Below are 20392 nucleotides of genomic sequence, written 5' to 3'. Positions count from 1 at the left end.
GGAATTGGTGAGCCAGTGCGCAGAACCGTCTTGTTTCCACGCCACGTGCTTTAAGCCGGGGAACCCGTCCAACGCAGTGGCTCCCCATGAGCAACTGGCGAACCCGAAGGGTCATTAATCATTGACCGCTGACCAATGACCACACTTTAGCTATTGATTGCTCGTCTTGTGGATGAATGCTAACCACTTTCACTCTGTAGGATTTGATATTGAGCCTGAATTCGTTGTAACACCTCGTTGTCAACAGCTTCTTTTGCCATCCGAATAGCATTAAAAACTGAAGGTGCTTGGGAACTACCGTGACCAATAAAACAAACTCCTGCAACCCCTAATAACAAAGCACCACCATGTTCGGCGTGATCCATCCGCTGCTTAACCCGCTTGAGGTTTGGTTTTAAAAAAGCTGTACCGATTTGACCGTGCAAGCCTTGGGGTAATTCTTCCCGCAAAATTTGCAGAATCACCTCTCCAACCGCTTCGGCAAATTTTAATAACACATTACCTGTAAAACCATCACAGACAATCACATCAAAGTGACCGGAAAGCACATCACGCCCTTCGGCATTGCCAATAAAATTAATTTGGGAATTTTCGCGTAGCAGTTGGTGGGCACGAACAGCGGCATCATTGCCTTTAGATTCTTCTTCCCCGATATTCAATAAACCTATCTTAGGTTCTGTCGTACCCAAGACATACTGACTATAAGCCGCTCCCATGACGGCAAATTGCTCTAAAAACTTAGGACGGCAGTCTACATTTGCACCGACGTCAAGTATCAGCACAGGCTTGCCCGCGACAATTGTGGGAAAAACTGTTCCAATTGCTGGGCGGTCAATTCCCGGCAATCGTCCTAAGCGAAGTAAAGCTGCTGCCATAGCCGCCCCAGAGTGCCCGGCAGAAAATACAGCATCTGCCTGCTGCTTCTTGACTAAATCCATCGCTACGTTGATAGAAGCCTTGGGTTTGCGTCTGACGGCGCTTAAAGGCTCTTCATCCATCGCGATCGCTTCCTCAGCAGAAACTATCTCCACCTGTGCCAAGTTGATTTTTGGCGGCAGGGCAGCTTCAATTTGTTGGGGATCACCTACCAACAAGACTTTTACACCCAATTCTTCTCGTGCCCGCAGTGCGCCAGCTACGATTTCAGCGGGTGCGTGATCTCCCCCCATTGCGTCAATTGCGATCCGTACGCCAGTAGATCCCATTGCTCCTAGCTCAAAGAAACCTTACAAATTTTACCAGATGCCTTTGCCGAAATAGCGTAACTTTCTAAATCCCAAATTATGGCTGTTACCACAACTACAACTACAGGTTTTAGTTGCTAGCCCCAAAGCACAAAAATATTCTCCTCAACAATCTTGTGCTTTGAAGGATTTGCCGTGTCAAATCAAACAGTCTACCCTTGTGGGTCGTTATTGTAGAAAATAATCTAAACCGCCCCGTAGGGCGGTCTGTTGGGGTTTAATTCTCGGCTGGATAAGTAAATTAACTCAGCACCCAGTTAACGAGTGTTCGTACCCCGAAGCCTGTTGCACCCGGACCGTTGTAGCCATTTTCTTTATCTTCCCAAACTGGGCCAGCAATGTCTAAGTGGGCCCAAGGGGTTTCCTTGACGAATTGCTTAAGGAACAGGGCAGCGGTAATGGAACCACCGGGACGGGGCCCTGTGTTTTTCATGTCGGCAATGCCAGACTTTAGCCCTTCAAAATATTTGTCTTCCATTGGTAGCCGCCAAATCTTTTCTCCGGCAGTTTCAGCGGCTTTTTCTAGCTGGGAAGCTACAGCATCATCGGGGGTAAATAAACCAGCAATATCGTTACCCAAGGCAACGACGCAAGCACCAGTGAGGGTGGCTAAATCAACGATCGCATCTAGTCCCAATTTATCGGCATACACTAAGGCATCAGCGAGGGTTAAACGCCCTTCTGCGTCGGTGTTGTTGACTTCAATTGTTTTGCCGTTAGACGCTGTGAGGATGTCCCCTGGGTGCATAGCGTGACCGCTAATCATGTTTTCAGTGGCTGCGGAAATAAAGTGAACTTCGACATCTGGTTTGATCTGACCAATGGCTTTGGCTGCACCCAAGGTCGCAGCTGCACCACCCATGTCTATTTTCATGGTTTCGATGCCGCTACCGGCACCTTTAATGTTAAGTCCACCGGAGTCAAAGGTCAGACCTTTACCAATAATTGCTAATTTCCGCTTGGCTGTAGTTTCTGGTTTGTAGGTCAGGTGAATAAATTTCGGGGGTAAATCAGATGCTTGGGCGACTCCCAAAAAAGCACCCATGCCTAATTTTTCGCAGTCTTCCCGTTCTAAAATTTCTACTTGTAAACCATGTTCGGTGGCGATCGCTTGGGCTGTTTCTGCCAAGGTAATTGGTGTTACCGCATTCGCTGGGGCCGCTACTAGTTGCCGGGCCAAATTTACCCCAGAAACAATCTGATTGGCGCGGGTGACGGCTGCTTCTTGTCCGCTTAATCCTAGTAAATCTATGGTTTCGATTTGTGGCCCTTTATCTTCAGGTTCTGACTTAAAGCGATTATCTTGATAAAGAGCTAGTTGTGCACCTTCGGCGATCGCTTGGGCTGTAGCTGCTGGATCGTTATTCCATACTGGTAAACTAATTCCCAAGGTTTTGGTTTTTTGCTTTTTGGCAACCTTTGCAACCGCAGCAGCGACGCGGCGTAAGGTTTCTAGTTTCAGCGCTTCTGGTTTTCCCAAACCGACCAAAATCACTTTCTTAACTTGGTTGACCGCACCCACCCGCGTAAAAATGGTGCTGTTGGCTTTAGCTGTAAATTCCTCTTCAGCAATCAGTTCTTTTAAAATTCCGGCGAACTTCTGATCCAAAGCCGCTAAATCGCCTGTTAACTCTACTGCATCTTCAAATAAGCCAACTGCTAAAGTATTACCCGCCCACTCTAATAAAGGCGTATCACTAAGTCGAATCGTCATTTTTGTTATGTTCTGTAAACCAACCTTCTTGTACCAGTATTGCTCAAAATTCTTTTTTTATGGGCAAGCAGCAGCAAGGAGAACAAGGGAAGGGAAGGGGGACAATTTTTCCTGACCTCTTCCTAATGACTAATGACTAATGACTAATGACTAATTTGCTAGCTATTTTGGTAATTATTTCTTTCTCAACTGGTGTAGTTTGATGGTCAAATTGGGCAATTTTTTTACACTGAGCTAACAGGGGTATGGCAAAATCACGATTAAGCTGATCGAGTAGTGTATCTAAAGGCTGGGGTGATTTAATGTTTTGGGCTATTACTGCCAATGAGGTAGAACTCAGGTTGATAGATTGCAACTCTGGTAGAATTTCTTCCCAGGACTTTTCTGGATGACTGGCGAGGATCATGTGAACTAAGATTTGATCCATAATTGCTTGTTGGGCGATCGCCATTTCCAGATATTTTTCACTCTCTGCTTTTAAAGTTGCCAATGTCTCTTCGTTCGTCAGGGAAGTTGCTGCATCTAGCTTGGCTTCATAAAATCGACAAGCAGCATATCCCAATGAATAGATCATCGTTGCATTTGAACTAGCTGCGATCGCCGCACCAGCAAAAGGCATATTTCTCAACAAACCCAATCCTGCCGCTTTCAGCAGACGACCACCGCCTAAGCCTAAACCAAAAATCGCTAAAATTTCCCCCTTACGGCTAGGATCTTTTAAATCTAGTCCATAGTCAGCAGCAATCTGATAAAGCATTTCTGACTGTAATTCTGTCGTTGCTACTAAATCAATCGCCAACAACGCTACCGCTGCTCCTGGTAAAATACTCGTTGCCAACCCAATTCCGCCTGCTTTCGTTGCTTTCTCCACCATGATTCGGTGAGCAATTTGGCTGGGTGATTCCTGGGGATACTGTTGTTTAAGGGTTTTCACCGCCGCTGCTGCTTTTTCTAAATCAACATTTTCAGCAGGCTGAATTAGCCAATTTAGATTTAATGCACCAGATAATTTGTGGATTAGCCAATTTTCGCCCAGGTTGTTGACTACCTCTCCTGTGGTGTGAGTTGTTTGCTCAATTAATTTATGTGTTTGTTTAGCCGCTTCAACCCCCACCCCCACAGCTGCATCAACAAAAAATTTACCAGTTTGGGCAATTGCTTCTCCCACGATGGCTACTGTATTAGCAAAAGACTCTAAAGGCGATGGAGTATGCTTTTGGGGTGAATTATCTGATGTATTCACCCCTTTTTCTGCTTGGGGTTTGTCTGCCATTGTTCAAAACTGACCTGAAAGCCTCTGTCTTTTGGTTGTAGCGAAACAGTCAGGAGTTTGACATCTGCCAGAGAGGATAAACGTTTCAATCCATCGGACTAATCTGGGACACTACCAAATATTTTATGTAGATTCATCAAAAAGAGATGGAAGGTGACGACGACCACTCACTACCCGTAGAACTTCAATTCCATCATCCAACACTCTATAAAAAATGACATAGCCTTCAAGTGGTAATCCTCGCAAGTCAGCACGGATTCCCGCGTAGCTTTTACCACTGCTAGGAAAAGAGATAAGTTGTTGACATTTGCGATTAAATTCCTGAAAAAATCGCTCACCTGCTTCCAGGTTGCTTTGTGAGAAGTATTCCGCAATTTCGTTGAGGTCACGACTAGCAAGAATATTAATAACGTAACGATTCATTGTTCTGTCTGTCGTTGTTGCTCAAATCGCTCTAAAATTTGATTGACAAAAATCTCACCGTCAATCGGCGCTGTCTGTTCTGAAACTGCGATCGCCGCATCAATTTTTTCTCTTACATCCCTGACCCATTCAGTCTCAGCACGATCATACTCATCCAGCAACTGTAGGGCGATTTCTAGAACTTCCTCTACAGAGTGGTATTTCCCAGCTTGGAGCTTTGTTTGAATAAAGCGTTCTTGGTTAGGTGTGAGACTGATGCTCATAGGAAACTTGGATGTAGTGGGTATAGATACTATTTTAAGTGCAACAACTGACTGTCATCCTCAAGCGTATTCTAGTCTATGCCGATTATGCGATCGTAATATTATAGGCGATCGCTCATTATGTCTTTAGCAGTTGTACAAGGAGGTTGCCAATTTGGTTTGGATGATAGATGTCTTCAAAAACGGTTTCAGTACGAACCAATCCAACAGCATAGAGTGACTGACACGTTGCATCGTCCAGGAAACTTGAGAAGGGCTTACCAGATGAAGGATCATAATCGCTTAATTTTGAGTAATAGTTTTCTAGATTATTCAGGTCACTAATAAATGCTCGGTCTATTACGTTAGCTAGCTTTGAAAAAGTTACGTAATCAATAGAACCTTTCATGTATCCTGCAAATATCTTTCCAAGTATTAAAGACTTCTCAAAGTCTTCATGCCTATCCAGTAAAAGTAGTAAAGACTCACCAACTTTTTTGGATAATTCGGGATCAGTGCTGATTTTATCTTTGAATTTCTCCCTTTCCTTTTCAGAAAGGCTTCGTGTACCATAGAGAAAATCTGCAACTTTTTTCAAGAACATACGATCACGCACATTGACCACTGCACCGTAGGTTTTTATAACCCATCCAAAAATCGGTATTTCCTTAACAAATCCTTCATTTTGATTGAATAAAGCATCTAAAGCAATATCACTAAGTTCAGTCGTAATATCACTTAATTGAGATATGCCTAGAGACTCGATCAGCGATTGTCCAATATTATTACTAGCTTTTTTTTCTTGTTTCATAATAGATGCATTAATTTAGAATAACTTATTTCTAATATCCCACTTCGCGAACCGCAGTTCATTTTTTTTATTTGGAAATGAGACAGTTATACAGCATATAAATTCGTAGTTTGGATCATAGCCTTCTATCAGAGAGCGCATAATCCTCATAATTTCATCTGGAACATTGCCAAAAATATCTTCGGGCTTACCAATTATCTCATTTTTATTAAAATATATTCCATCTTCACGCTTAAATTCCAAATCGATAAGTGTAAAGCGGAAAAGCACAGTTCCTCTACCACTCTTTGTATAATTATTTTTTGCAAAATTCAATAGCTCACTACCATGTAACTTAATCGTCTCTCGAAGAAGCGATTCTGCATCAGATGCCATTTTTGCTTTCTTTAAAAGTGGCCTATCTATTGCCAAAATCCTTAATAAAGTATTACGAAAAGTTTCCATGTTTGGGGGCATATAGGGATTTTCTCTTAGGTTTAAAAGAGTATCTCTAAGGAAATTTTCCACAATTTCCCCTTTTGTAGTTAACCCGTGCTTTCTTACTTTTTCGAGTAACTCTCTACACCCGTTAAAGAAAAACTCGTATTGGCCCTTTCGATCAAGATCAATATAGTAGTCTAATTCTTCTATAAATTTATCTGGTGGTATTGGAGCCATAGATACCGCAATTTAATAAAATTCTACTTAGGGGCACTACATAATACAAGCATTCTAACATTACATAGTATAGTTAGTTACCGTATATTTACCATAATTAGATTACTGTAGACGATCAAGAAAAAATAAACTTATGCTGCTAAATCAGAGATCCTGTTTGCGAAACTAGTAACGACTCATGCTAGCTTATCGAAATCAATTTTATAAAGAATAGCCTGCAAAAGCAGGCTTTTGATCTAAAATCTCCAAACTTCCAGCCTGAGGGCAATTTTTCTTCTAACCCCTCACCTCTAATTCTTGAACTTTCGGCGCAATACTTTCTAAAAAATTTTGACTCTTGAGAATTTCATAGAGGTTAGTCTCTTCCTCTAACAAACAAGCGTGTCCACTATCAGGTAATACCACCATTTTAGAATTGGGTAAAATCTCAACTAACCGTCTCACTTCCATCTCAGAAGGTAAAAGGCGATCGCTACCACCGGCAATTAATAAAACTTGTTGAGTCAGGCTACCTAACTGCTCCTCATCTACCTGAAAATCCCGCAATAAAGATAACCGCCAGTTGATGGTTTCTGGCGGCACAGAACGCATAGTTTTTAATAGTTCATGGCGAACGGTGCGACACATCCGCACCAAAGAGGCGAGAAATGGTAATAACCCCAGTGCGCCGATATCATAAAAATAAGCTGGCACAAAATCAGTTAGTTGGGATGCCCAATTATACCAAGGGCGGAGTTGAAAGCTAGAAGCTGGGTTAATTAGAATAATTCGTTTAAATAAGTGGGGTGCTTGGGTACTAACTTTCATCGCCAAACAACCCCCAAAGGACTCACCGCATAGGTAAACAGGTCTCTGGGAGCTTTTTTCTAATTCGGCGTGGATCAAGTCTAATACGCTTTTAGATAGGACATCCCAGGTGTTGAGGTCTTGTCGGGGGATCGCTAAACAGCGGACATCAAAGCCAGTTTCTAATCCAGCGGTTTGCGATCGCAATAATTGACCAGTTCCATCCATTCCTGGCAAATAGACAAACAGCGGATAGTCTGGTTGAACTCGTTGAGGAGTCAGGAAACATGGCTTAAGTTGAACTTCAGGCATATAAAATCTAATTTCAAGTTTTTGGTTTTATCTAATTCACCCTATAAAGATTTTATACTTTTAAGTCTTGTGTGGCTCGTCTGTCCGAGAGGCTCAGATCCCCGACTTCTTGAAGAAGTCGGGGATCTTGTATTTTTTCTTTTGGAATACTAGAAAGTATATAATAGAATCTCTATTAAATATCCGGAGACAAACCTATTTTAATTAATTTGATTAAAAACTCAAAAGTAATTTTTGAGTTAATTTATGGATAGGTTAATAACAGCCTTGGCGCAGTAATTGAGCAATTTCGTCGTGACAGTGTGTTGTGAGTTCTGTCACCACACTTCTAGCTTGTTTCCCTTGATATTTTTGCTGAAGTTGGGGTGTAATCCAATAAGGGCGACCGATTAACACCGCCACCCGACGATAGATAACCAAGGGATGCAAACCAGGTTGATTAAATAAAGGTTCAGAAGGATCAAACAAACTAAATAGGCGCAAAGGGAAACCAGAGGTGTTTACTTCCTCTAGGGAGGCGATCGCAATTGGTAAAATTACCAAATCCCGTACAGCGGCGCGCAATGCCAAATGAGCAAATCCCCGCTGAAATCCACCCACCATGTCCGGCCGGGTAAACTTCACCATTGGTTGGGTTCCTTCTGGAAAAACCCCCACCATCTGCTGAGACTGCAACAGCATCTGTGACTGCACAAAAAAGCTATGCTGGCGGCTTTGGGTTTCCTCTAAGGGAAAGCACCCCAATTGTTCGGTAACAATCTCCCGCATGACTGGAACCTTTCCCATATAGTGATGGCAAGCAAAGCGAATCGGACTCGATAAAGCCGCCATTAAAACCAGTGCATCCATAAAGCTGCGGTGATTGCTGACTACCAAAACGCTAGCATCACGGGGAATTCGATCTTCATAATAGCGAAACATTTGCGTTGAGAGTGACGACAGGAAGTAACGAGAAATTTTCAGAGGGCTATTGAGAGTCATGCCTAATCAATAATATTTTTTCAAAAAATGTCGGAGTTAATCTTGACTTAATTTTTACATTTCTTTACTACAATCATGACTATCTTCAGGTAGAAATGCCTCAACCACACAGATTGCTATATTTTCTGAGTTCAGAATTATGTATTTTTCGTTACAATAAAAGGCAATAAAAGGTTTTTACCAAAATTATTAAAAGCTAATTTTTCTATTTTGGGGATAAATTAGCTAGATTTATACACATTATAAAATTAGGAAATTTGCTAATATTAAGGAGTTGTGTGAAAAAATAGTAGTAATGGGATATAATTACGTGGTTTTGCTGAGATAACTTCGATAGAAAACGTTTTAATAAGCTGTTATTTATTCTGCATGAATCTAGTGGATAAAACTGAAAAAACATTTGCGCTAACAACACCGCTTTATTATGTCAATGATATCCCCCACATTGGCAGTGCTTATACAACGATGGCAGCAGATGTAGTGGCGCGGTTTCAAAGGATGTTAGGCCATCGAGTACTACTAATTACAGGTACAGATGAGCATGGACAGAAAATTCAACGGGCAGCAGCGAGTTTAGGGAAAGCGCCACAAGAGTTTTGTGATGAAATTGTGCCTAGCTTCCTTGGCTTGTGGGAATTATTAGACATTCAATACGATCGCTTTAGTCGGACTACGGCCTCTGATCATGAAGCGATCGTCAAGGAATTCTTCCAGCGAGTATGGGAAAGTGGCGATATCTACCAAGGACAACAACAGGGCTGGTACTGCGTATCTTGCGAAGAATTTAAAGATGAACGGGAACTGCTACCAGGAAATCGCTGCCCTATACATACTATCAAAGAAGTCGAGTGGCGAGACGAGCAGAACTATTTCTTTCGCTTATCCAAGTATCAAACCAAACTGGAAGAATTTTATCAATCTAGACCGGATTTTATCCAGCCAGCAAGTCGGCGAAATGAAGTCCTCAGTTTTGTGAGTCAAGGTTTACAAGACTTTTCGATTTCGCGGGTAAATCTAGATTGGGGTTTTCCCGTACCAGTTAACTCAAAACATACCCTTTATGTCTGGTTTGATGCGTTGCTAGGTTATGTCACCGCATTGCTAGAACCAGATGCAGAACCGACTTTAGCAAATGCCTTAAAGACATGGTGGCCGATTAACCTGCACTTGATTGGTAAAGATATTCTGCGCTTCCATGCAGTTTATTGGCCAGCAATGCTGATGTCAGCTAATCTACCCTTGCCAGAGCGAGTATTTGGACATGGTTTTTTGACTAAAGACGGTCAAAAAATGGGCAAAACCCTAGGTAATACCCTCGATCCTGTAGCGTTAATCCAGCGTTATGGCAGCGATGCCGTTCGTTATTACTTCCTTAAGGAAATCGAATTTGGCAAGGATGGCGATTTTAATGAAGTTAGGTTCATTAATGTTCTAAATGCAGATTTGGCAAATGATTTAGGTAATTTGTTAAATCGCACCTTGAACATGGTGAAGAAATACTGTGCTGGTAATATGCCATCAATCGCAAATGAAGCGATTCTGGCTGAAAATCCTTTAAAAAGGATTGGTTTACCTCTGGGGGAACAGGTGAAACAAGCTTATGAAGCGTTAGCTTTCAATCAAGCTTGCGAAGCTATTCTTGCGCTGGTACAAGCCAGTAATAAGTTTATTGATGAACAAGCCCCTTGGACATTATATAAACAAGAATTGCAGCAAGAAGTGGAAGCGGTACTGTATACAGTTCTAGAATCGGTTAGACTAGCAGCTTATCTGTTTTCCCCCATTATTCCAAATATCAGTAGCGATATCTATCAACAACTGGGCTTTGGCATAAACTTTAACAATCAAAAAGAAAGTTCAATTGCTGCACCTTTTGCCACTCATGCAACCTGGGGCTTACTATCCCATAAACAACAGTTGGGCACACCTCAACCAGTTTTTAAACGCATAGAAACCCTGAAAAACGATTAGTTCTTTCAATTTTTGATTCTTCAAAAAATTTATTCGGGGCTTAACTTATTAGCCCCGGAAGCTTATCATAAGCCGCTCTAACAAGCATCTAAAAGCTGATAATTTGTAGCAAATTTTACACAAATAACAACTGAGGTAAAACAATAATGTTGAATAATTTGGAAAACGACTCAATATTTACGCCAGAACAAGTTTTGGAAAATCGGGGTCGTGTTGCCATTTTTATTGATGGCTCAAATCTATTTTATGCGGCGCTGCAACTAGGAATCGAAATTGATTACACGAAGCTGTTATGTCGCTTAACTGGTGGTTCTAGGCTGTTGCGCTCCTTTTTCTATACTGGGGTAGACCGGACAAACGAGAAGCAACAGGGGTTTTTGCTGTGGATGCGTCGCAATGGCTATCGCGTCATTGCTAAGGATTTGGTACAGCTACCAGATGGCTCAAAAAAAGCCAACTTGGATGTAGAAATAGCTGTAGATATGATGGCGTTGGTAGATTCCTATGATACCGCAGTCTTAGTTAGTGGTGATGGGGATTTAGCTTATGCTGTGAATTCAGTCAGCTATCGCGGCGTTCGGGTAGAGGTGGTGAGTTTGCGTTCGATGACGAGTGATAGTTTAATTAATGTGAGCGATCGCTATATTGATTTAGAAGCCATCAAAGAAGATATCCAAAAAACCCCCCGCCAAAGCTATCCATATCGACCCTTATCTAGCGTCAGCTTTTTGGAAGATCCAAGACTAAGTGATGGACACCTAGACATTCAAGAGTAATGAAGCATCAACAAGGCAGGAATAATGAGAGAAGAACTTCAGTTATGAAGGGGGGAAATCAAACAAAATTGCCCCACTTCTATACATTGCCATTTGTTTTTTATTTACAATCAAAAGTAAATTGGCGTTACCTGCCTGTGAGCTTATTCTTGGTAATTGGTTTGGCTGGCTGCGCGGGGAAATCCCCCACAGCCTCTAAACCAGATACGGCGAGCCAAAAATCGGATAGCAATTTAACTTTCTTTGGTGTTGATTTTGAACAGTTTGACGAAGTGGGGCGACCGATTTGGAAAGTCAAAGCCAAACAGGCAAAGTATACCAAAGAAAAGCAAATTGGTCAAGCAGAAAGTCCCTCTGGTGAACTATATCAAGACGGCAAAGTAGTTTATCAAATTAAAGCAGAAAAGGCAGATATCGAGCAAAATGGGAAACAATTGTTTCTCAAAGGTAAAATCCTCGCCACCGATCCGGTTAATGGCATTGTGTTGCAAGGCAATGAATTAGAATGGCGTCCCCAAGAAGATTTGTTAATTGTTCGCAATCAGCTAAACGGAACTCATAAACAATTACAGGCTGTGGCCCAGGAAGCGCGAGTTAAAACCCGCGCACAAATTATGGAATTTTCTGGGAAGGTAGTAGCTAACTCTGCCGATCCACAACTACAAATCCGAACTGAGCATTTGCTCTGGCAAATCAAAGAAAATAAATTAATTGGCGATCGCCCTGTACAAATTGACCATTACAAAAATAAACAAATAACCGAACGTGGCAGCGGGAATGCTGCCGAAGTCAATTTAAAAACTAAAATTGCCACTATCAAACAAAATGCCCGACTAGAATTACTAGACCCACCAATGCAAATAGCTAGTAACTCTATGACCTGGAACATGAGCAGGGAAATTGTCGCTACAAATTCACCTGTGCGCGTGTTCCACCGTACCGAAAATACAACTGTAAGTGCCAACCAAGGCGAAATGAAGATACCACAAAGAACAGTTTATTTAACAGGCAACGTCAATGCCCTTGGACAGCGTCGCCAGTCTTTAAAATCGAATACACTAACTTGGTATCTGGATAATAAGTTGCTGCAAGCTCAGGGAAATGTAGTTTATCGCCAAGTTGACCCGCCATTAAATTTTACTGGTGCAACAGCTGAGGGTAATCTAGAAACTGAAAATATTGTTGTTAAAGGTGGCGGTTCTGGCGGCAGAGTAGTGACAGAAATTATTCCCCAAGAAGGAGTAGGTAGTCAAAACTAATAACTAATAACTATTACCTATTACCTATTACCTATTACCTATTACCCATTACCCATTACCCATTACCCATTACCTATTACCTATTACCCATTACCTATTACCCATTACCCATTACCTGACCAATAACTAACTTCTCAACAAAATTTCATTCCGGCTCGTTGCGCCCAGTTTGGGTAGAGAGTTAATTGCTGAATGGGGGGTGAGGGTAGTAGGCACAACCGCAGGTATTTGCAATTTTTGGATTAGACTTTGCAAAAATTTGTCTTGCCCAGTACGGAAGCCTGAGACATTGGGGCCACGGTTGAGGATAGCAAACCAGACTAAACCGCGATCGCGTGTAGGCATGACTCCAGCTAAAGCACTTACATCCCGCAGAGTACCAGTTTTAATCACAGTCGCACTAGGGAGGTGTCTAGAATGCATTGTCCCCCGGTGATCAAACCCAGACATGGGAAACAAATCAGCCAAAGTCAACTGATGGGCAACTGCTTGCTGTTGCAGCGCCATGAACATAGCACATACTGCTCTGGGAGAAATGCGGTTTTCTGTCCCCAGTCCAGAACCATTGATTAACTGAATTTCTGATTGCGGTACTCTAGCCAAGTTAGCAGCTGTTGATTGGACTACAGCTGATCCCCCCACAGATTCAGCCAACATCTCTGCCATATCGTTGTTGCTGAAAACGTTCATCTCCTTAATTAATTGCTGCAAAGGTAAAGAACGATGACGTACAAGCAAGGTTTGTTGGGGTTTAGGCTGAACTTCTACTTTGACAGTACCAGCGATGACGACTTGGGGCTTAGGTGTCCCCTTGGGCATAATCGAGTATATGTAAACAGCAGGACGGCCCCAAGTAGCAGAATTCAGGGATTGTTTGAGTATTTGACCTGCTAGTAAAGGATTACGTTGAAAATTCATGGCAAACTTGCCAGTGATCACCAAATTTCCCTTTACCTGTTTGATACCTAGCTTATTGAGAGTATTCCCCAAGGCGATCGCCTCCTCCCAAACAAACATCGGATCATTACCACCAGTAATTACCAAATCACCCTGCAAGACCCCATTGGCTATCGGCCCTGTAGCACTGACCAAAGTTTCAAATTGGTGGTCTGGCCCCCAAGTTTTAAAAGCAACTAGTGAAGTGGCAACTTTGGTTAAAGAAGCAGCAGGTAGAGGCGTCGTACCTTGGTGATTAGCCATCAGCATCGGCCCCGACTGCATCCAAATTCCCTGACTTTGAATCAAATTCTGCCCCACAAGCTTTGAAGTAATCAGTCCCTTCAAATATTCCTGCACTGTCGTCGGCCCAACTGGATTTGGATCAGGGGCAATAATCAAGCCAGGACTACCTTGCCAAGTCAATGTATCTAACGCCTCTAAAGGCTTGATCTGTACTCCAGCCATTTCCAGCCAAAGGGAAACCAAACCTGAACCCAATAATTCCAGCATCTTTTATTCCTCTGTCTTTGTTAGGATGTCCTATATTGTTTCCTGTGCTAATATACAAGCTTTTTTATGCTGATCAGCATTGAGCCATAATAACTGGTATTTTTCATAACTGGGAGTAGGTAATAGCACATCATTTTAATTGCTCACAGTAAAATTTCAGGAAGTCTATAATTTTAGGCACAGGAAACATATAATAAATATTTGCATTTGAACCAACAACAGTATAGAAACTATTCATGAATAGTCTCTAGGTAGGGAGAGACTATAACTTTGTGTTTTTCATGCAGCTAAAAATAGCTGTAGAATCGTTGTTATTGCAGATTTATTATATTTATAATGATGATTTAATAGCCTGGGCAGTCTCCACTCTGATTAATTACGGTGAACACCACCAATTCAACAAATGTAAAATTTTATAAATAGAAATATGGGGGAATTAGCTGAGTAAATAGACCGGGCTATCTTGGGTTATAAATTTTATCAAGGGTGGGAAATTCCACCCTCATAGCCTACTTCCTTTCAGGATGCGCTGCTGCTTCTGCAGAAGCAGTACCCATTTGGTTAATCACCGCAATCATCTGATATAAACGCCCCAAATCTCGCTGATTGAAGTACAAAATAAGACGGGGTAGCTCAACTGTCTCATCTTGCCCTTCTTGAGGTAAAGCTTGACTTTTTTCAATCCGTCCTTTCACCAGAATATCGTTGAAGTTTCCATTGAGTTGCTCAACTTCAGCATCTGATAAATCTTTTGTTAAACGAATCACCAACTGCTCACCTACATAGCGGCTAGAGTGATAAACCTGGTAAAAACGAGTAATGGCATTGCAAGCAACTTCCAGGTTATCTGTCACCGTGTAAAGGCTGGGATCTTCAGGACTGACAAGACCTTTTTGCACCAATTGCTGATCGATATACTTGCTCCAAGATAGCCAGTAATCGCCCCCAGGTTCATCAATTAAAACCACAGGAACAGGGCCAAATTTGCCCGTCTGACTCAATGTCATACATTCAAAAGCTTCATCTTGAGTGCCAAAACCACCGGGAAACAAGGCGACAGCATCACTTTCTTTCAAGAGAAACAGTTTGCGGGTAAAGAAATATTTGAAGTGAATCAGCTTGGGATCACTATCAATAAAGGGATTTGCTTGTTGTTCAAAAGGTAGCTGAATGTTTAAGCCAAAGGAATTTTCTCGTCCCGCACCTTCGTTTCCTGCCTGCATAATACCGCCGCCACCGCCTGTCATCACCATGAATCCCAACTGAGAAATAGCGCGAGCAAATTGAACTGCTGTCTGGTATTCTGGGGTGTCTGAGCCTAGGCGAGCCGAACCAAAGATAGTCACTTTGCGGACATGACGGTAAGCATAAAAAAGCTGGAAACCCCGCTCCATGTCTGCTAAAGCAGCAGACAGTATTTTCCAATCGAGACGTTCAATTTCACTATCAGCCAAACGTACTATGGTGGCAAGTGCCTGCTGTATCAATTGCCGATTTTTTAACGTCGGTAAACGATCAATTAATTCAGCTATATCCGCTTGGAGAGACTCTAATGTGTCAAACGACGCAGATGAGGTCATGAGAACCGCCGCAACAATGGCATTATATTTTACCTAAATTTAGCGTGCAATTTATCAATTGCCTTCCATCAGTTATCAGTTAATCATCCCAGCTAATAGCTGTTGATTTTTAACTGCCGCATGACAATAAAAAGCACCTTTGGTTAACCATTTACCAAGGCGCTAGTGATGACTGTCATTTTTATCAATGATCTAAAGCACAAATGTATTCCTTTAGCAGGATATATCATTGTTGCTGATGAACTGCCAATTTTTCTTGGGAAGAAGTTTTGTAGAGGCACAAAGCTCGTACCTCTCAAACTTAGTTACAAATATTTACCTAAAACTAGAGCAAATGGACAACTCAAAAGGATTTTGTTACCGATTGAGTTTCAAAGATACTTTTCCAAAGTGTTAGATAAAGTAGTTTTAGGCACGGCACCGACAACCATATCTACTTTTTGTCCGCCCTTAAAAATCATTAATGTGGGAATACTGCGGATACCATACTGGCTGGCAATCTGCGGATTCTCATCTGTGTTTACTTTTACGACCTTTAGTTGACCTTCATACTGCACTGCAATTTCCTCGACAACAGGAGCTACCATCCGGCAGGGGCCGCACCAGGGTGCCCAAAAGTCAACTAACACAGGACAATCGCTGTCGAGTACTTCTTGCTTAAAACTCGAATCCGTAACACTTGCGGCTGCTGACATGCCTAAAAACCTTTGCCTATTATATTTCTGAGTTTTGTGAAAATTCTACCATAGCAAAAACATCTGCTTGGGAAGGATGTACATTTGCAAAGAAGCTCTAAAATTTATTCATTTTATAAGGAACCGCCCGAACGGTAGTCCGGGCGGAGTGTGGTGTGAGGAGTGAACGGAAACATTTGTCTCCGCTATTCCTATTGTAGGCGACATATGCAATTTTTCCAGGGATTGTTTAAAGCTCTAGAAAAATTTCCTTAATCGGTAATCGGTAATCGGTAATCGGTAAGAGTCTTTTTCTTGGTCAAAAGTCCCCAATGCCCAATGCCCAATGCCTAACCCCTTTATTTACCCATGCCTAATTGTTGAGCTTTTTGGTAGACTTTACCTTCGGTTAATAGGGAAGGTGCAATCACGACTTCAACTTGCTGCATTTCTTTAATGTTTTTGGCTCCCAAAGTGCCCATGCTAGTTTTCAAGGCTCCCACAAGATTATGAGTGCCATCATCTAGTCCTGCTGGGCCAATGAGTATTTGTTCTAGACTACCGGTGGTGCCAACGCGAATGCGGGTTCCACGGGGCAATATGGGGCTAGGAGTCGCCATACCCCAATGATAACCCCGTCCTGGGGCTTCGGCGGCTCTGGCGAAGGGTGAGCCAATCATCACGCCATCAGCACCGCAGGCGATGCACTTGCAAATGTCGCCGCCAGTGATTAAACCACCATCAGCAATTATGGGGATATAAATACCAGTTTCCTGGTAATAATCATCTCGTGCTGCGGCACAATCTGCGATCGCCGTTGCTTGGGGTACTCCCACACCCAAAACCCCACGGGAGGTACAAGCAGCACCAGGGCCAATTCCTACCAACACCGCTGCTGCTCCAGCTTTCAACAAATTCAAAGTCACCTCATAAGTCACACAATTCCCCAAAGCCACAGGGATGGGCATCTTCGCGCAAAATTCTGCTAAATCAAGTGGTACTAAAGACTCTGGCGACAGATGCGCCGTAGAAACCACCGTTGCTTGTACAAAAAATAAATCTGCCCCAGCTTTTGCCACCACCGCACCATATTTACTTGCCCCAGCTGGTGTAGAACTCACCGCCGCAATGCCGCCTTGTTGTTTAATTTCCTGAATACGTTGTTCAATTAATTCCGGCTTTATTGGTTCGGCATAGAGTTCTTGCATCAGGGAAACAAATTCATCTTTCCCCACGGAGGCGATCCGATCTAAAATCGGTTCTGGGTCAGCATAGCGAGTTTGGATACCTTCTAAGTTGAGGACGCCTAATGCTCCTAACTGTGACAAACGTACAGCCATACGAACATCGACTACGCCATCCATCGCACTGGCAATTATCGGGATTTCTCGCTCAATATTGCCAATACGCCACTTAGTATCTGCCAAACTCGGATCGAGTGTTCTGTTACCAGGAGCTAGCGCAATTTCATCAATTCCGTATGCTCTGCGAGCTTTTTTTCCCCGCCCAAGTTGAATTTCCACGCTTTAACTTTTCTCAAATCTGTTTAAGCTAGGGTATCAAATTGTGGGCGTGTTGGGGGGGGTGTTTTTTGGATGGGCAATTGGTAATCGGTAATTCGTAATGGGTAATTGCTAAGAGTTTTTTCCCAATATCCAGTCCCCAGGATGATTTAGCGTTTATTTTTAGCTGCATCGGCACCAGTATAACCAGTTGCTACCCAAATGATGGCTCTTACTCCGTCGCGGATAGATTTTTGAATTGGTTCTGGATTTTTTTCCGAAGGAACTGGTACTGGTTTGAACTCAATCCCCCGACTACCCAAAACAATCTCGCCAATGACGCAAGCACGGCGCATATGAAAATCGGAAGTAATTAAATAAACGCTTTTGATGCCACGAGCTTGCAAATCATCTACCAACGTAGTAAAATTAGTAACTGTATCAACCGCTTCATAATCCAAGTGTAAACGTCTGGGATCAACTCCAGCTTTGTAAAATACCTGTTGTGTGAATCTCGGTGGACTACCCCCAGTAATCCAAATAGGTATATTAGGATGCTCACGGGCAAAATCTGCTGTAAACTTCTCCCGCTCTAAACGTCTAGTTGAACCACCCAAAACTAGCATTGCTTGGGGTGAAACAAATTGGTTTTGCACTTCCTTATATCCCCACCACACTAGCACCGGCAGGACAAAAGCCATAAACCGAAAAGATTTACCTGTAAACAGTAGCTTATTCAAGGCTCTATAGGTTCGTCTGTGAAGACGAGAATTTTCTTTAACAAGAATAAAAACAACAAAAACAATTATGTAGAGTAGCAAATTTCCGCAAAGTTACCCGAATAAGAATTTGGGTAATTTTGTTTGTAGACGCGATTAAACGCTCTAAACCGCTATCACTGTAACTGATGCACCATATTAACCTGTATCGAACAATTCTTAAAGAATGTCCAACCACTCATTTATGCAATTGTTTTTTGACGACGGGACTGGCCAGGTTCGAACCGGCGGCCTAGCGCTTAGGAGGCGCTCGCTCTATCCAACTGAGCTACAGCCCCAACTACTACAGAGCATGCATTATTATAGCAGTAGTTTTAGGGAGACTGCCAACTATTATTCCAAGAACCGCCGCCTATCTCTAAACCACAAAGATAACTATGTGCTTTCAGGATAATTTTAGATTTACCCCCACTTATTTTTCGCAACTCTAAATCCAATCGCCCTTGCATGGTGTCCCTGCAACAAAATGTTAAACCATTGGCAGTGGGTGCCCGCAAATCAGTACCTGGTAGATGGGTGGTTCCTGTCAATTCAACCTCATACTCTAAATTTCTGGCTCGCATATCCCATCTACCCCAAGGCTGAATTTTCCACTCAACTTGTGAATTCCAGGGCACAAATTCGTAAAACTTGCCTTGGTAGTGTAAGCCAATCATGGCTACAGATTCCATCCACCACAGTACACCACGCCTTCCGCCGCCAGCAGTTAAGGCTAAGTTGGGTTCACCTTCAAAAAAGTTGCAATTTAGCCAAAACCATTTCTGGGGAAAAGCACCGCCCCAATTTTTTTCCTTATAAGCTGGAGCATTGGTAAATTGGTAGATTTTGCCATTCCAATCAATTTGGCCGCTAGCTAAACCGTGAGCCATCAAGATTTGCCATCCGGGTTCAAAAATCTGCGAAAACGACAGCCAACCAGCAGTTGATTGCTGAATGCTGTTTTGATTGCCCCAACCATATACTGGCTGAATTTGATACTGCCAACGGCAATAATTACCAGTTGCAGGATCAGTAATCATCCCTTGATTTAAGGTAGCTGTAGCTTGATAGCCTTCTTGAACATGATGGTTAAACTCTGTCGGCAGAAGGTAAAGGGGTGAAACTTGTAAGTTGGTTTTGCCCCAATGCCCTAAACCGAGGACATCTCGACTACCCCAAAATTTGTTGACATCGGGAAAAGTGCGGCACAGATACTCATCATTTATCCCCAGGATTTGGGCTGCACCGCCGCTGTGGGCCTTACCACCGATGGGATCCTCGATGGAGTACATGAAGGCGAAGGTTTGCTTAATTTCAGGCAAAGTAACGCGATAATACCAGCCTTCAAAGAAGCGTCGGCTTCTACCATCCCAATGGTAGCCGCTATGAGGTGTTTGGGTTGTGTTCAGAAAGTTTCTGGGAATACTAACCATAGATTCTCATTTGTTACCTATTTCCCAGTATGCGCGATTTCTAAGGATAACCCATATCTACCGCTCAACGGGCAGTTTCTCGTTTCAGCACCAGACAGAAACCCATGAATAAACGTCACTGGCTAGAAATGACCGAGTATGTATTGCTTGGTTTCTCAATATTGGGAACCATTCCAGCAGGGGTAACTCAGCAGGTGGTTTATGCAGCTGTTCTCCTGAGTTTAAGTATGGCGTTGAATTTAGCTAATCGGCAAAAGTTGAATTATTCGCAATTACAGCAAAATCTGCACAATCACACTAACGAATTTTACCAACGAAATAAAATCATCGACACATTTAATCAGCGATTGGAACAAATAGATGCTGGAGGTTCTGATTGGTTTAGGGAACGCATTAAAAAACCTTGAAAAGAGGATAAATTTGTACGGTGCGTAAGTCCTCATACCTATATTTCGATCTGATTTGTCACGAAAAAATTTATCTCAAGCGCCTAATGCACTGCCATACCATATAAATGGTGGGTTAGGCTAAAACTGTAAGATATCCT

18 protein-coding genes, 1 tRNA gene and 1 pseudogene are annotated in these 20392 nt (G+C 42.6%); 4 read left to right on the top strand and 16 right to left on the bottom strand.

Features of this window, described 5'->3' with window-relative positions:
- Positions 1-179 precede the first annotated feature (179 nt).
- The 9 genes from plsX to H6G32_RS08305 form a co-directional block, all read right to left on the bottom strand.
- A complete protein-coding gene (plsX, locus tag H6G32_RS08345; protein WP_190457009.1) occupies positions 180-1205 on the bottom strand; it encodes a phosphate acyltransferase PlsX in 1026 nt (341 codons plus the stop codon).
- A gap of 280 nt (positions 1206-1485) precedes the next feature.
- The gene (locus H6G32_RS08340) at positions 1486-2958 is read right to left on the bottom strand and encodes a leucyl aminopeptidase (protein ID WP_190457007.1); all 1473 of its coding nucleotides are present in this window, start codon (positions 2956-2958) and stop codon (positions 1486-1488) included.
- Positions 2959-3094: 136 nt separating this feature from the next.
- Entirely contained in the window at positions 3095-4231 is a 1137-nt protein-coding gene (locus tag H6G32_RS08335) for a hypothetical protein (protein ID WP_190457005.1), read from the bottom strand.
- Between the two features lie 123 nt (positions 4232-4354).
- Entirely contained in the window at positions 4355-4654 is a 300-nt protein-coding gene (locus H6G32_RS08330; protein WP_190457003.1) for a type II toxin-antitoxin system RelE/ParE family toxin, read from the bottom strand.
- The gene (locus H6G32_RS08325) at positions 4651-4917 is read right to left on the bottom strand and encodes a ribbon-helix-helix domain-containing protein (RefSeq protein WP_190457001.1); all 267 of its coding nucleotides are present in this window, start codon (positions 4915-4917) and stop codon (positions 4651-4653) included. Before H6G32_RS08325 ends, H6G32_RS08330 begins: the two co-directional genes overlap by 4 nt.
- Before the next feature lie 118 nt (positions 4918-5035).
- Positions 5036-5707: a hypothetical protein gene (locus tag H6G32_RS08320; RefSeq protein WP_190456999.1), complete on the bottom strand. Its 672-nt coding sequence runs from the start codon at positions 5705-5707 to the stop codon at positions 5036-5038.
- A gap of 15 nt (positions 5708-5722) precedes the next feature.
- A complete protein-coding gene (locus H6G32_RS08315) occupies positions 5723-6364 on the bottom strand; it encodes a hypothetical protein (protein ID WP_190456997.1) in 642 nt (213 codons plus the stop codon).
- A 276-nt stretch (positions 6365-6640) separates the two neighbouring features.
- The gene (locus H6G32_RS08310; RefSeq protein WP_190456996.1) at positions 6641-7462 is read right to left on the bottom strand and encodes an alpha/beta fold hydrolase; all 822 of its coding nucleotides are present in this window, start codon (positions 7460-7462) and stop codon (positions 6641-6643) included.
- Positions 7463-7717: 255 nt separating this feature from the next.
- Positions 7718-8443 carry a lysophospholipid acyltransferase family protein gene (locus H6G32_RS08305; protein WP_190456994.1) on the bottom strand — a complete coding sequence of 242 codons (726 nt, stop codon included), beginning with the start codon at positions 8441-8443 and terminating at the stop codon, positions 7718-7720.
- A 369-nt stretch (positions 8444-8812) separates the two neighbouring features.
- Here H6G32_RS08305 and metG point away from each other — a divergent pair, with 369 nt between their 5' ends.
- The 3 genes from metG (at position 8813) to lptC (ending at position 12449) form a co-directional block, all read left to right on the top strand.
- Positions 8813-10414, top strand: coding sequence for a methionine--tRNA ligase (gene metG / locus H6G32_RS08300; protein ID WP_190456992.1), 1602 nt, complete (start codon positions 8813-8815; stop codon positions 10412-10414).
- Positions 10415-10560: 146 nt separating this feature from the next.
- Positions 10561-11190: a LabA-like NYN domain-containing protein gene (locus H6G32_RS08295; protein WP_190456990.1), complete on the top strand. Its 630-nt coding sequence runs from the start codon at positions 10561-10563 to the stop codon at positions 11188-11190.
- Positions 11190-12449, top strand: a complete 1260-nt coding sequence (gene lptC / locus H6G32_RS08290) for an LPS export ABC transporter periplasmic protein LptC (RefSeq protein WP_190456988.1) — start codon at positions 11190-11192, stop codon at positions 12447-12449. Before H6G32_RS08295 ends, lptC begins: the two co-directional genes overlap by 1 nt.
- A gap of 126 nt (positions 12450-12575) precedes the next feature.
- On the opposite strand, the gene H6G32_RS08285 is transcribed toward lptC, so the two are convergent.
- From H6G32_RS08285 to H6G32_RS08255, 7 genes and pseudogenes are all read right to left on the bottom strand, one after another.
- Entirely contained in the window at positions 12576-13898 is a 1323-nt protein-coding gene (locus H6G32_RS08285) for a D-alanyl-D-alanine carboxypeptidase (RefSeq protein ID WP_190456986.1), read from the bottom strand.
- A 509-nt stretch (positions 13899-14407) separates the two neighbouring features.
- On the bottom strand, positions 14408-15478 hold the full coding sequence (locus tag H6G32_RS08280) for an LOG family protein (RefSeq protein ID WP_190456984.1): 1071 nt from the start codon (positions 15476-15478) through the stop codon (positions 14408-14410).
- 371 nt (positions 15479-15849) lie between these two features.
- Positions 15850-16194, bottom strand: a pseudogene (gene trxA, locus H6G32_RS08275) (thioredoxin); the annotation flags it as partial.
- A 317-nt stretch (positions 16195-16511) separates the two neighbouring features.
- Positions 16512-17675, bottom strand: coding sequence for a GuaB3 family IMP dehydrogenase-related protein (locus H6G32_RS08270; RefSeq protein ID WP_190456980.1), 1164 nt, complete (start codon positions 17673-17675; stop codon positions 16512-16514).
- 149 nt (positions 17676-17824) lie between these two features.
- A complete protein-coding gene (locus tag H6G32_RS08265; protein WP_190457052.1) occupies positions 17825-18355 on the bottom strand; it encodes a YdcF family protein in 531 nt (176 codons plus the stop codon).
- Positions 18356-18637: 282 nt separating this feature from the next.
- Positions 18638-18711, bottom strand: a tRNA-Arg gene (locus tag H6G32_RS08260).
- A 36-nt stretch (positions 18712-18747) separates the two neighbouring features.
- Positions 18748-19845 (bottom strand): tocopherol cyclase family protein, encoded by a 1098-nt coding sequence (locus H6G32_RS08255; RefSeq protein WP_190456978.1) that lies wholly within the window; start codon positions 19843-19845, stop codon positions 18748-18750.
- Between the two features lie 104 nt (positions 19846-19949).
- On the opposite strand from H6G32_RS08255, the gene H6G32_RS08250 reads away from it, so the two are divergent.
- Positions 19950-20252: a hypothetical protein gene (locus tag H6G32_RS08250; protein WP_190456976.1), complete on the top strand. Its 303-nt coding sequence runs from the start codon at positions 19950-19952 to the stop codon at positions 20250-20252.
- Positions 20253-20392 lie beyond the last annotated feature (140 nt).

Source organism: Cylindrospermum sp. FACHB-282, from assembly GCF_014697195.1.
Lineage (GTDB): Bacteria > Cyanobacteriota > Cyanobacteriia > Cyanobacteriales > Nostocaceae > Cylindrospermum.
This window is presented reverse-complemented; position numbering and strand designations above follow the sequence as displayed.

Excerpts from the sequence above, each read along its gene's own strand:
- lptC (WP_190456988.1), top strand. The coding sequence starts at position 11,190 with ATGAAGCATCAACAAGGCAGGAATAATGAGAGAAGAACTTCAGTTATG.
- H6G32_RS08320 (WP_190456999.1), bottom strand. The coding sequence starts at position 5,707 with ATGAAACAAGAAAAAAAAGCTAGTAATAATATTGGACAATCGCTGATC.
- H6G32_RS08305 (WP_190456994.1), bottom strand. The coding sequence starts at position 8,443 with ATGACTCTCAATAGCCCTCTGAAAATTTCTCGTTACTTCCTGTCGTCA.
- H6G32_RS08325 (WP_190457001.1), bottom strand. The coding sequence starts at position 4,917 with ATGAGCATCAGTCTCACACCTAACCAAGAACGCTTTATTCAAACAAAG.
- plsX (WP_190457009.1), bottom strand. The coding sequence starts at position 1,205 with ATGGGATCTACTGGCGTACGGATCGCAATTGACGCAATGGGGGGAGAT.
- H6G32_RS08295 (WP_190456990.1), top strand. The coding sequence starts at position 10,561 with ATGTTGAATAATTTGGAAAACGACTCAATATTTACGCCAGAACAAGTT.
- H6G32_RS08265 (WP_190457052.1), bottom strand. The coding sequence starts at position 18,355 with ATGGCTTTTGTCCTGCCGGTGCTAGTGTGGTGGGGATATAAGGAAGTG.
- metG (WP_190456992.1), top strand. The coding sequence starts at position 8,813 with ATGAATCTAGTGGATAAAACTGAAAAAACATTTGCGCTAACAACACCG.
- H6G32_RS08310 (WP_190456996.1), bottom strand. The coding sequence starts at position 7,462 with ATGCCTGAAGTTCAACTTAAGCCATGTTTCCTGACTCCTCAACGAGTT.
- H6G32_RS08280 (WP_190456984.1), bottom strand. The coding sequence starts at position 15,478 with ATGACCTCATCTGCGTCGTTTGACACATTAGAGTCTCTCCAAGCGGAT.
- H6G32_RS08335 (WP_190457005.1), bottom strand. The coding sequence starts at position 4,231 with ATGGCAGACAAACCCCAAGCAGAAAAAGGGGTGAATACATCAGATAAT.
- H6G32_RS08285 (WP_190456986.1), bottom strand. The coding sequence starts at position 13,898 with ATGCTGGAATTATTGGGTTCAGGTTTGGTTTCCCTTTGGCTGGAAATG.
- H6G32_RS08315 (WP_190456997.1), bottom strand. The coding sequence starts at position 6,364 with ATGGCTCCAATACCACCAGATAAATTTATAGAAGAATTAGACTACTAT.
- H6G32_RS08340 (WP_190457007.1), bottom strand. The coding sequence starts at position 2,958 with ATGACGATTCGACTTAGTGATACGCCTTTATTAGAGTGGGCGGGTAAT.
- H6G32_RS08255 (WP_190456978.1), bottom strand. The coding sequence starts at position 19,845 with ATGGTTAGTATTCCCAGAAACTTTCTGAACACAACCCAAACACCTCAT.
- H6G32_RS08250 (WP_190456976.1), top strand. The coding sequence starts at position 19,950 with ATGAATAAACGTCACTGGCTAGAAATGACCGAGTATGTATTGCTTGGT.
- H6G32_RS08330 (WP_190457003.1), bottom strand. The coding sequence starts at position 4,654 with ATGAATCGTTACGTTATTAATATTCTTGCTAGTCGTGACCTCAACGAA.